This window comes from Dialister micraerophilus, assembly GCF_947090205.1.
GTDB classification, from domain to species: Bacteria; Bacillota; Negativicutes; order Veillonellales; family Dialisteraceae; genus Dialister; species Dialister micraerophilus.
Genome location: NZ_CAMUNF010000001.1, coordinates 135,758 through 147,320 on the forward strand (window position 1 = coordinate 135,758; position 11,563 = coordinate 147,320).

General features: G+C 34.5%; 10 protein-coding genes and 3 tRNA genes. 2 read left to right on the plus strand and 11 right to left on the minus strand.

Going from position 1 to position 11,563, the window contains the following annotated elements:
• Positions 1–8: 8 nt before the first annotated feature.
• The 6 genes from P6922_RS00645 to P6922_RS00670 all read right to left on the minus strand — a co-directional run bounded on the left by P6922_RS00645 (position 9) and on the right by P6922_RS00670 (position 5,038).
• Positions 9–1,160: an MlaD family protein gene (locus P6922_RS00645; protein ID WP_276873477.1), complete on the minus strand. Its 1,152-nt coding sequence runs from the start codon at positions 1,158–1,160 to the stop codon at positions 9–11.
• The gene (locus P6922_RS00650) at positions 1,157–1,921 is read right to left on the minus strand and encodes an ABC transporter ATP-binding protein (RefSeq protein ID WP_007555556.1); all 765 of its coding nucleotides are present in this window, start codon (positions 1,919–1,921) and stop codon (positions 1,157–1,159) included. Before P6922_RS00650 ends, P6922_RS00645 begins: the two co-directional genes overlap by 4 nt.
• 8 nt (positions 1,922–1,929) lie before the next feature.
• Complete coding sequence (locus P6922_RS00655) at positions 1,930–2,691, minus strand: MlaE family ABC transporter permease (RefSeq protein WP_276873479.1); 762 nt, start codon at positions 2,689–2,691, stop codon at positions 1,930–1,932.
• 27 nt (positions 2,692–2,718) lie between these two features.
• Positions 2,719–4,524, minus strand: a complete 1,806-nt coding sequence (locus P6922_RS00660) for a SpoIVB peptidase S55 domain-containing protein (RefSeq protein ID WP_276873481.1) — start codon at positions 4,522–4,524, stop codon at positions 2,719–2,721.
• A 16-nt stretch (positions 4,525–4,540) separates the two neighbouring features.
• Positions 4,541–4,831 carry a biotin/lipoyl-containing protein gene (locus P6922_RS00665; protein ID WP_007554383.1) on the minus strand — a complete coding sequence of 97 codons (291 nt, stop codon included), beginning with the start codon at positions 4,829–4,831 and terminating at the stop codon, positions 4,541–4,543.
• A gap of 132 nt (positions 4,832–4,963) precedes the next feature.
• A tRNA-Arg gene (locus tag P6922_RS00670) sits at positions 4,964–5,038 on the minus strand.
• A gap of 148 nt (positions 5,039–5,186) precedes the next feature.
• On the opposite strand from P6922_RS00670, the gene P6922_RS00675 reads away from it, so the two are divergent.
• Positions 5,187–5,453 carry a hypothetical protein gene (locus tag P6922_RS00675; protein WP_276873483.1) on the plus strand — a complete coding sequence of 89 codons (267 nt, stop codon included), beginning with the start codon at positions 5,187–5,189 and terminating at the stop codon, positions 5,451–5,453.
• A gap of 68 nt (positions 5,454–5,521) precedes the next feature.
• A tRNA-Lys gene (locus tag P6922_RS00680) sits at positions 5,522–5,597 on the plus strand.
• Between the two features lie 78 nt (positions 5,598–5,675).
• Here P6922_RS00680 and alr read toward each other — a convergent pair.
• From alr to P6922_RS00705, 5 genes are all read right to left on the minus strand, one after another.
• Positions 5,676–6,773 (minus strand): alanine racemase, encoded by a 1,098-nt coding sequence (gene alr, locus P6922_RS00685; RefSeq protein WP_007555273.1) that lies wholly within the window; start codon positions 6,771–6,773, stop codon positions 5,676–5,678.
• Between the two features lie 84 nt (positions 6,774–6,857).
• The gene (gene hemW, locus P6922_RS00690; protein ID WP_276873484.1) at positions 6,858–7,994 is read right to left on the minus strand and encodes a radical SAM family heme chaperone HemW; all 1,137 of its coding nucleotides are present in this window, start codon (positions 7,992–7,994) and stop codon (positions 6,858–6,860) included.
• A complete protein-coding gene (gene lepA / locus P6922_RS00695; protein WP_276873485.1) occupies positions 7,987–9,783 on the minus strand; it encodes a translation elongation factor 4 in 1,797 nt (598 codons plus the stop codon). The genes hemW and lepA overlap by 8 nt, the downstream gene beginning before the upstream one ends.
• 55 nt (positions 9,784–9,838) lie before the next feature.
• Positions 9,839–11,275, minus strand: coding sequence for an APC family permease (locus P6922_RS00700; RefSeq protein WP_276873487.1), 1,437 nt, complete (start codon positions 11,273–11,275; stop codon positions 9,839–9,841).
• A gap of 204 nt (positions 11,276–11,479) precedes the next feature.
• Positions 11,480–11,556 (minus strand) — tRNA-Val (locus P6922_RS00705).
• Between the last annotated feature and the right edge of the window lie 7 nt (positions 11,557–11,563).

Here is an 11,563-nt window from a genome sequence, read left to right on the forward strand (position 1 = left end):
AGCACTCCTTAATATGTATAACTCAATCCGACGTATGTTCCGCCGCCTATACGATCTTCCGGCAAAATAAATTGTCCTATTCCATATAAGTTCGGATAAAATTTATATTGACCTCTTGCTCTTAAAGTAATTTTATCAAGGTCATATGCATCGAATAAAAATTTCCATTTATCTTTAGTATAGGCTGTTCCTATACCTAATTTACCTCTTATAATGCCTCCATAGAAACTGAAATTTCCGTTTTTATTTCCGGCAACTGCATCCATAACTTGTGAATTTCCAAGCGATTCAATTCCTATTTTTACAAATCTGTCACCATTTGATTCTACAAACAGATTGGGAGAAAATGTATTATCTTTAGTGTTATACAGTATTTCTCCCGACAGCGACATATCATCACCGCTTATTATTCCGTTAAATCGTTTTGATAATTTTTGTGCATCTCCTGCGATTTGTTTTGCACTGTCCGATGCTACAACCAAATTATTCATAACATTTCTTACGTCTTTTGTTAATTTTCCGTCACCGTTAAGTTCATCCAACATGTTATCCATTTTTTCGGTAACATTTTGTGCTTGATTTGCAATTTGCATACCTTGCAGTGTCAGAGTGTGTAAATTTTTCGATACGGATTCTATATTTCCTATACTGTTTTTAACTTCATTTTGTACTTTGGTATCAGCTACTATCGTATTAATTCCTTCTACCATTGTTTGAGTTGTATCAATTAATTTATCCATTTTTTGAATAGTGGCATCTATTCCGGGAGTGGCTTTCCCTACAACAATCATACCATCGCTTAAATATCCTTTTTCTGCATGACCACCGAAAACTTTTACAAATCGACTTCCCATTACACTGTTAGTTTCAATGGAAAAATCCGCATCTTCAGGTATTTCCACACCGTTATACAATTTGATGTGCAGTACGGCTTTACCTTTTTCAACAGATATTTTCTCCACAACACCTACATCGACGCCGGCATAATGAATTTTATCTCCCGCTTTCAATCCTTCCGCTTCATTAAAGTATCCGGTTATATAAAAACCGCTTTTACCGAACAAAACAGAATGACTTAATTGCACGATAAGTACAGCAAAAAGAATGATTCCGAGTAATGTAAATATTCCTACCTTTGCTTCAGCAGACCATTTCTTCATATTTTACTCTCCTCAAACATACTATTTACATTTACAGAAGGCAACCCGTGCATAAATTGACGAACTCTTGAATCATCGGATTGCATCAATTCTTTCATCGTACCTATTTTAATAAATGTACCTTTATACAAAAATGCTACTCTGTCGGCTATCATTTCTGCAGATTTCAAATCATGTGTTACTACTACACTTGTAGTTTTCATTATCTTTTGCGTATTTTTTATTACAAGACTTATATCGGTAGATCTTATAGGATCCAATCCCGAGGTCGGTTCATCATAAAGTATAATTTCCGGTTCCATTGCTACCGCCCTTGCCAAACTTACGCGTTTTTTCATACCTCCGGATAATTCCGACGGATATAATTCTTCCGTTCCTTCCAAACCTACCATATTCAATTTTTCTTTTACAATTCTTTCTATTTCTTGTTCTTTTAACTTTGTGTGTTGTCTTAAACCGAAAGCAACATTTTCTTTTACTGTCATCGAATCGAATAAGGCTGAATATTGGAATACCATTCCCATAAATTTTCTTAATTTATTCCATTCGAATTCATTCAAAGAATCCGCTTTCACACCTTTTATAAATATACTTCCGCTGCACGGTTTAATCAAACCTGTCATTAATTTTAAAACCGTAGATTTTCCGGATCCCGAAGCACCTAAGATAACAAGTGTTTCACCTTTTTTTATTTCAAGGTTTATATCATTTAAAATTTTTCTTTCATTTATTGTAAGATTTACATGATTTATAGTAATCATATTGCCTCTCAAAATAATATTGTCGATAAAATATAGTTAACTATAAATATCATTATCATGGAATAAACTACCGATTGTGTAGTTGCTTTACCTACTCCTTCAGCTCCTGTTTCGCATGTAAGCCCTCTATCACAACCTGTCAGTGCTATTATCATACCGAAAAATACTGTTTTTATCATTCCTATATATAAATCGGATGCCACACAAAAACTCGTAATGGAATCCCAATACATGTGAGATGAAATATTCCCCGTAACGGAAGCGACTATCATTCCTCCGCCTACACCTGTTGTGACTGCAAAAACATCCAAAATCGGCAGCATAATCATACACGCAATTACTCTGGGAAGTACAAGGTATTCTACCGAATCTACAGCCATGCATCTAAGTGCATCAATTTGTTCGGTTACACGCATTGTACCCAATTCTGCAGTAATCGCTGCGCCTACTCTACCTGCAATCACCACACCGCAAAGAACGGGACCCAATTCTCTCCCCAAACCTATCGCAACTATTGAACCGGCAGTAAATTCAGCTCCGTATTTTACCAATTCTCCTACAATTTGTGCGGAAAAAACCATTCCTGTAAATAAAAGTGTAAGAAAAACTATAGGAAATGAATTTACTCCCAAAAGCAAACATTGTTTACAAGTTTCATATAATTTTATTTTATTGATTTTCTTTAAAGTTTCTATCAAAAGCAATATTGTTGCACCTATTTGTGCAATTACTTTCAATGAATACTTGCCTATATTTTCAAGAAAAGACAAGTTTATACACCTCTCAGAATAAATAATTTACGCCGTGGGATTTTCTGAAGAATCTTTTGAAAAATCAAGTTTTACTTTACGTTTTTCTTTCGTCAATTTTTTCAATTCTTTATCTTTATCGGAAGGATTCATTACTTGGAATGTAAATTGTCCGTCACCGTAAACGATATAATCCGTTTTCAATCTTGTTTTTGATTTAGAATTATTGTTTTCTTCTTTTGCTTCCAAATTTTCTACTTTTTTATCAATCTTTTTATCCGGCATTCCCGAATCTGTATTCAAAATTTCTACAACAATCTGGTTATTTTGATCTGATTCTTCAAGTTTATTAAATAAATCATCAAAATCTTTGTACTTACGTAAACGATCTATAACTTCATCGGAGAAATTAAGTTGTTGCTGCTGAATAAGATAAGGCAAAGGAACAACTCCGCCTCCTCTTACTTCCAATGTCATTTCACCTAAAGGCTGATCTTTCGGAACGGTGAATGTAAGATCTTTATAAAAAATATTTCCTCTGTATGATTGTAATCTTACACGTATATAAATCATATCACCGGGACTTACTATCGTAGGTGCTGCGGTCGCATCCAAAAGTTGTGCCGTTTTACGTTCTTTTGTCACTTCCGCATCTAAAGTTATACTTCTCAAAGGGAATTTTTCAAACTGATTTTGCGCCAAAATACTTATTGCGTTATGTAATTCTTCAACACTTTTTTCGGAAATATCTACCGATGACCAAAACATATTGCTTCTGGTAAACGGTTTTTTCTTCAAATCTTTCGGGTACAATGTATATTTTAATGTAACTGTACCTTCACCTTTTCTATTTATAGTACTGTTTACGGCACTATATGCAGATGTAGATGTCAACGATGCAATAATTTTTTCATCTTGAATCATTTTTACATTTAAATCGCGATGTTCACCGGTATCTTTATCTTTTACATAAGCATGAAAAGATGCAAAGTCCGGTATAATTCCGTTTATTCCCGCAATACCTTCTACACGATCTTGTGTGATTTCACCTATATCTGCACCTACTGATGCAAGTTTGAATGGAGTATCGGTACTCGGTATTACCGTGAAAATATACGAATTATTCATAAAATATGAAGTGCTTCCGGTGTTTCTGAAAGGATGCCCGAAAGCTACTATATGGTCTTTATCTACATAAGTTACTGTACCTACAGCTCCCAATTTCAAATCACCCGTTACCATAGTTGCCGCAACGGCTCCTCCGGCTTCCAAGGGACGTGCAATTTCATCAACACTTGAAGTTGCAGCGGATAACGGATACATATTAAAATCTTTCATTCTCTTTTCAAGATATTTCATTGCATCTTCAGTGTATCCTGTCGACATCAAAGGTGTTTTAATCGGTATCAATCCGTCAGGTAGTGTATGTGAAGTAGCCTTCTTATTATCATCTATAGTCCATAATCCGAGCATATCAGATATAGGTGTAACCATTCCTATTCTTCCTCCGGAATTTGAAAATCCATAAGCAACCGCACCTAAAAGTTTCCCGTTTATATAAACAGGGCTTCCGCTCATTCCTTGTGCTATTCCGTTGGATTCATCTATAACAGGTCCGGATACTTTTACTAAAATTAAATCGCCTCCGGTATTTCCCTGTTTTTTCATTACTCCCATTACATCTACATCAAAAGTGTCGATTTTTGTACCATGAATTACGGTTTTCGCATATCCGTGCATTCCTTCTTTAACTTCGGATACAGGCATAAATTCTTGATTTGCATGCACATACGAACCACCGAGCAATATCATTGCGGAAATAACCAAACACTTTAAAATTTTTTTATTTGACATTACAAACTCCTAAAATTTATATTTCCAAGATAACTGCTACGTCACCTTGCTTAATTTCTGTTCCTTCTTGCACTTTTACTTCATTTACAACACCATCACCTGTTGCTCTTACTGCAGGTACAGGACCTGCCAATGAATCAACGGTAACAAGAATATCACCTTCTTTTACATGTTGTCCTTCCTGTATAACAGACGTGACAACTCCGGATAAAACAGATTTTTGCACTGCAGACTGCGCCGCATAAACAACACTGCCCAACAAAGCAAGAATAATTGAAATAATTCCTATTTTATATATTTTTTTCATTTTAGCTACCTCTACTTTGATACAATCAAATTTATTTCCTTTTAATATATTGTACTATAGAAATAAAAATATTTCTTTCTTAATTATCAATTTATTTAAAACAAAAGACTCTTCCGAAAGAGTCTTTAAAATTGGAGCGCCTAGAGGGAGTCGAACCCTCGCACTCGGTTCCGGAGACCGATGCTCTATCCACTGAGCTATAGGCGCACAGTATATTAAAATTATAAACTATTACAAATACAACAGCAACAATTATACTCATTTTATGCAAATGCAAATTTGTTTTATAAAAGAATGAATTAATTTTATTTAAATTACAAAAATTTATGATAATATATTATTAACGGAGGTCGTTATGAGTACTGAAAACATTTTTGAGGAAGTTGAAAAAGAAAATAATAAAAATTCCGATTATATGGATGAATTGTCGCCGGAAGAGTTGGCTGAATTAATGTCTCAATATAAAAAAGAATTGGCAAGAATTTACAAACTTTCAAGTGCAAAAAAAGCTTCCATATCTTCTCAAAAATTGCATAATGCTCAATATTTACTTAATAAGTGTGATATTGAAATGAGATCCGATATAAATTCTTTAAAGAAAAAATTCGGTATTCATTATTGATTCAGTTTTTTTCAAATTCATATATTGACACAATAAAATTTCAATGCTATAATATTTTTCGTTGATATGGATCATTAGCTCAGCTGGTAGAGCACCTGACTCTTAATCAGGGTGTCCGGGGTTCGAAACCCTGATGATCCACCAAAAAAAAGACCGAGTATAAATCGGTCTTTTTTCTTTTATAAAAAACACACTCGCTATATATCATAACGAGTGTGTTTTTTATGTTTCGTAAACTCTTATTATACGCTTAAATATACACATCAATTCATAAGGTATGGTTTCTGCCAATTCTGCAACTTCTTCAATTGTAATTTTTTCATTTCCTTGTTCGCCTATTAATACCACTTGGTCTCCGGTTCTGACTGTATCATCTACCGCCACCATAAGTTGATCCATACATATACGTCCGACTATCGGTCTCTTTTTACCTCCGATTAATACGTATCCTTTATTAGATAGACTACGCGGATATCCGTCTGCGTATCCTATCGGTATAGTTGCGGTTTTCATCATATGCTCCGCTTTATATGTAGCTCCATATCCTACGGTTTCACCTTTTTTTAAAGTTTGCACATGAATGCAATGACTTATCAATGACATTACCGGTTGTAGGTCCAAATTTTTCTTCATATCTCCTGAAGGATATATACCGTACATTATAATCCCCGGACGTGCCAAATTATATAAGCTTTGAGGCAATTCAAGTATTCCTGCACTGTTTGCGGCTGAAATTCTGAAATCTTTTGTTTTCGGCAATAATTCCAATGCCTTTTCAAATTCTTTTAATTGCGCAATTGCAAAAGTCTTATCTTTTTCATCTGCGGTTGCCATGTGTGTAAATGTACCATGTAATTTCAAATGGGGGTATCGTTTAAGTTTTTTTAAAAATTCAGGAATTTTATCTAAATGTATCCCCAATCTATTCATACCGGTATCTACAGTCAACATTACTTTTACTTCTTTATTTGATACTGCCGCAACCGCTTCCATAGTTTTTAAATCCACAGTATCATCTATAGGCATAATCATATCATTTGCTACACCTACAGGCATATCATAAGGAAGCGGTAATCCTAATGTATATATAGGGCAATTAAATCCGTGTTGTCTTAATTTTATTCCTTCATCTACACGAGCTACAGCTGCTGAACTGTATCCTTCTTCCAACGCTATATTTAAAGTGGCTATAGATCCGTGTCCATATCCGTCTGATTTCAATATTGCCATCAATTCAACATTTTCAGGTACAGTTGAACGAATAAGCCTTAAATTGTGTCTTAATGCTTTCAAACTTATTTTTGTATAGGAAACCGGCATTAATTTTTTACCTCCGTCACAAATTTTTATTAATACTATTCTACAATAATTGCCATAAAAAAGGAAACACTCAATGTGTTTCCTTCAAGTCAACAGAAATTGTTCAAATACATAATTTCCGAAAGCAAATCCTTTTTCAGTTAGAAAAATATGATTTTCACTTTCTTTCAATAATTTTTTATTTTTCAACATTTCTATTTTATCTTCATAAATCTCTTTTATATCTTTATTATATCGTTCGACAAATTTTTCTTTATTTATTCCTTCTTTCATCCTTAATTGAAGAAAGCAAAATTCTTCCATTTCTTCTTCAACGGAAAGTTTATAAATTTTTTCCGGAGGATTTTCACCTGATAGCAACTGTTTTTGATACAATCTTACTCCGGGTAAATTTTCTCGTCTTTCGTGTTTTATTCTTGAACATGCCGCAGGTCCCAACCCTAAATAATCGTCAAGTTTCCAATATTTCATATTGTGTTCGGATTTATACCCCTTTTGTGCAAAACTCGATATTTCATAACGCTCAAATCCATAATGAGGTAAAATTCGACACATTGATTGATACATTTCCCAACTTGCTTCTTCACTCGGCCTATTCAACAATCCTTTTTTGTATAGTTGAGAAAATCTTGTACCTTCTTCTATTATCAAACTGTATATAGACATATGTCTTATCGGCAAATGAACTGCCCATAGCAATGTATTTTTAAAATCTTTTGATGTTTGCATCGGAAGTTCGTACATCAAGTCTATGCTTATATTTGAAAATCCTTCTTTTTTCGCTTGATAAATAGCTTTTTCAGCTTGTTTTGCCGTATGCAGTCTTCCTATTTTCAATAATAAAGAATCATAATTGGTTTGAATTCCTACCGATATTCTGTTGATTCCAATTTTTCTTATACTTGCTAAATATTCTTTTGTCATATCACACGGATTTAATTCCATTGTAATTTCGGCATTTTTTGATATATTGAAATGCCGAAACAATTTTTTCATTATTGACTCAACTTGTATTGATGACAAAGTCGAAGGTGTTCCTCCACCGAAATAAATCGTGTCGCAAATTTTATTTTTATAATTACAACTTTTAAGTTCAATTTCTTTTTCAAGCGCTTTAACGAATTTATCGTCCGCTTTCATTCCGATTGAATAAAAATTGCAATATGAGCATCTGCTTTTACAAAACGGAATATGCAAGTAAAGTCCCAAATTTTCAGTCATCTTTCAATACTGCCATAAATGCTTCTTGCGGTATTTCTACACTTCCTACTTGTTTCATTCGTTTTTTACCTTCTTTTTGCTTTTCAAGCAGTTTTTTCTTACGTGAAACGTCGCCTCCGTAACATTTTGCAAGAACATCTTTCTTATAAGCTTTAATTGTTTCGCGTGCGATAATCTTATTACCTATTGCCGCTTGGATAGGTACTTCAAACATTTGACGTGGAATAATGCCTTTTAATTTAAGTGCCAAATTTCTTCCACGACTCGCCGCATTACTTCTATGTACAATCACTGACAACGCATCTACAAGTTCTCCGTTTAACAAAATATCCAATTTTACAGCATCAGTTTCTTGATATCCGCTTATTTTATAATCTAACGATGCATAACCTCTGGTACTTGATTTTAATTTGTCGAAAAAATCGAAAATGATTTCCGAAAGCGGAATTTTATATGATAAATCTACACGAGTTTCATCCAAGTATGTCATTGTCTGAAATACACCGCGACGATTTTGTACCAATTCCATAACTGCGCCTACCATGTCGGACGGTACCAAAATTTCCACACTTGCAACCGGTTCTTCTATGTGATCTATTTTATTTGTCGGCGGCAATGCTGCAGGATTGTCTACGGTTATCATCGTACCGTCTGTTTTATATACATTATAAATAACCGACGGTGCAGTAGTTATAAGTTTAAGTTTATATTCACGTTCCAATCTTTCTTGTACTACATCCATGTGCAGAAGTCCCAAAAATCCGCATCTGAATCCGAACCCTAAAGCCAACGATGTTTCCGGAGCATATTCCAGTGCGGCATCGTTTAACTGAAGCTTTTCAAGTGCCGCTTTAAGTTGATCATAATCTTTACTTTCTATCGGATATAATCCGCAGAAAACCATCGGCAAAGCTTTACGGTACCCTTCCAACGCTTCTTTTGCACCGTCCACCGCAGTTGTAATAGTATCTCCCACTTCACAATCTTGTACATTTTTAATACTTGCAGCTATATAACCTACAGAGCCGCATGTCAATTTATCGGACGATTTCGGAAACGGTGAAAAATATCCTACTTCAGTAACTTTGTAAACTTTTCCTGAAGCCATCATACATATATCCATGCCTGCACGTACTTCTCCGTCCATTACACGAACGTATGCAATTGCACCTTTATACGAGTCGAATATTGAATCGAATATCAAACAACGTAAAGGTTCTTTACTGTTATCTTTCGGAGCAGGTATTTTTTCTACAATTTGTTCCAAAACAGATTCTACATTTTCACCTGTTTTTGCACTTACGCAAACAGCTTCCGACATATCCAATCCTATAAGATTTTCGACTTCATTTTTTACACGTTCGGGATCCGCACTCGGCAAATCCACTTTATTTATTACCGGAATAATTTCCAAATCGTTATCAAGAGCCAAGTATAAATTTGCAAGTGTTTGAGCTTGAACTCCCTGTGTCGCATCAATAATCAATATGGCACCTTCACACGCAGACAGACTTCTTGATACTTCATAATTAAAATCTACATGACCCGGTGTGTCTATTAAATTCAATTCATAAATCTCGCCGTCTTTATATTTATATTTCAATCTTACAGATTGTTCTTTAATAGTTATTCCGCGTTCACGTTCAAGAGCCATAGTATCTAAAAGTTGTGCTTCCATTTCACGTTTGGAAACGGTACCGGTCAATTCAATCAATCGATCCGCCAAAGTTGATTTACCATGATCTATATGCGCAATAATAGAAAAATTTCTGATGTATTTTGTGTCCATTAAATTCTCCTGATTTTATATAAAATCCGATTCTATACTTCTTTTCATTTACAGCCTATCGGCTTTCGACTTTTTCTCTTCTTGATATTATATATAAAATACTTCCGAAAATCAGCCATCCTCCTAAAATTATCCATTCTTTCAAATCAAGTGCAACAGGGCTCATAGGTACAATTAACAATGCACATAAAATCACCCCTATAATAACACCCAACCAAATTCCGATTTTACCTCCCGGAACTTTATAAGGTCTTTCCAATTCAGGGTAATCATATCTGAATTTTAAGCAGGCCGCAGTTACCATTGTGCACGGCAATATAAATGCCAATCCTGCAACTTCAGTAAGCGGAAGAAGCATTCTATATCCCAAAAAAGGTCCCGATATTGTCAAAACTGCAAGCAATATATTTGCTGCACGCGGTGTACCCCTTTTATCCAATTTTGAAAATACGTAAGGTAATTGTTTTTTACGTCCCATAGCCAATATTATACGTGACGTTGCGGAAAAAAGAGAATTCATAGGTCCCAAAGGTCCCAATATGGCAATAAACAACATTGCAAATGAAAGGTAAATATTTATATCTTTTAAAACTGCAAGTGCCGGTATAGGCATTTTGATAAATTCCGTCCATTTAATAATGGTACTGAAGGAATATATGCAAATTGAATAAAATATTGCAGATGCTATAAGTGTGGCTCCGATTACACGTCCGAAATTTTTCCAGTTTATGCCCTCTTCAGCTTCCTCGGCTTGATCCGGTATAGTATCAAGTCCTGTGTAAAAAAATGGAGTTAAAACCAAAACAGAAAGCATGGCTGTCCAAAAATCGTTTCCACCTGTTTGAGTTGACGGACCTACTACATGTTCAAATATAGGATAAAAGTTTTGTGTTCCTCCTCTTACCAACGAAACAATCATAGCTATGGCCATTCCCAAAAACAACATTCGTGTTAAAAATTTCTGTAATTTTGCCATATGCGAAGAACCTTTAAAATTTTGCAAAATCACATATCCTGCCATAGCAAGTCCGAAAATTAAAGGCCAAAAATAAACTTTTGCTCCAAATATTTCATATAATTCTATACTTTTCAACCATGGAAAATATTGAGCGACAAGTTCTGTTAATATGCTGGACACTATAAGTGCTTCCCATGGACATACTATACCGTCACCGAACACAAGTAACCAACCTGCCACAAATGATGCTTTTTGTCCGAAAGCACGTTCTACATACTCAACGATACCACCTGAAATAGGCATCGCAGTAGTTAACTCTGCAAATGCGGCTCCGACAGGAAGTAATGCAAGACCTCCAATAATGAAAGCAATTATTGCCGCAAATGGACCGCCTCCCAATACAACCCAGTCTCCTACCATCAAAACCCATCCGATTCCGACTATTGCACCAAATCCTATATTAAAATAATCGAAAATTGATAAAGTTTTTTTTACGGAAACAGTATTTTGTTCTTTATTGTTGTTCGGCTCCATAAAATTTCCTTTCATTAAAATACATTTTACATAGAAAATCTATTTAAATTATAGCATAAAAATATTTAATAAATTTTTATATGCTTAAGATAAATATTTTACAAATTTATAAAATATAAAAACAATATTGACGAAATAAAAATAAAACGCTTTCAATAATTGATTTCATATCAAATTATCAAATGCGTTTTTATAAGTTTTATTTGGTGGGACTGATCAGATTCGAACTGATGACCTCCACGATGTCAACATGGCACTCTGACCTGCTGAGCTACAGTCCCTTTTTTA

What these genes read in the sequence shown, in the direction of transcription:
- P6922_RS00660 (WP_276873481.1), bottom strand. Translation starts at nt 4,524, where the DNA reads ATGTCAAATAAAAAAATTTTAAAGTGTTTGGTTATTTCCGCAATGATA.
- P6922_RS00675 (WP_276873483.1), top strand. Translation starts at nt 5,187, where the DNA reads ATGAGTACTGAAAACATTTTTGAGGAAGTTGAAAAAGAAAATAATAAA.
- P6922_RS00645 (WP_276873477.1), bottom strand. Translation starts at nt 1,160, where the DNA reads ATGAAGAAATGGTCTGCTGAAGCAAAGGTAGGAATATTTACATTACTC.
- P6922_RS00700 (WP_276873487.1), bottom strand. Translation starts at nt 11,275, where the DNA reads ATGGAGCCGAACAACAATAAAGAACAAAATACTGTTTCCGTAAAAAAA.
- P6922_RS00650 (WP_007555556.1), bottom strand. Translation starts at nt 1,921, where the DNA reads ATGATTACTATAAATCATGTAAATCTTACAATAAATGAAAGAAAAATT.
- alr (WP_007555273.1), bottom strand. Translation starts at nt 6,773, where the DNA reads ATGCCGGTTTCCTATACAAAAATAAGTTTGAAAGCATTAAGACACAAT.
- hemW (WP_276873484.1), bottom strand. Translation starts at nt 7,994, where the DNA reads ATGACTGAAAATTTGGGACTTTACTTGCATATTCCGTTTTGTAAAAGC.
- P6922_RS00665 (WP_007554383.1), bottom strand. Translation starts at nt 4,831, where the DNA reads ATGAAAAAAATATATAAAATAGGAATTATTTCAATTATTCTTGCTTTG.
- lepA (WP_276873485.1), bottom strand. Translation starts at nt 9,783, where the DNA reads ATGGACACAAAATACATCAGAAATTTTTCTATTATTGCGCATATAGAT.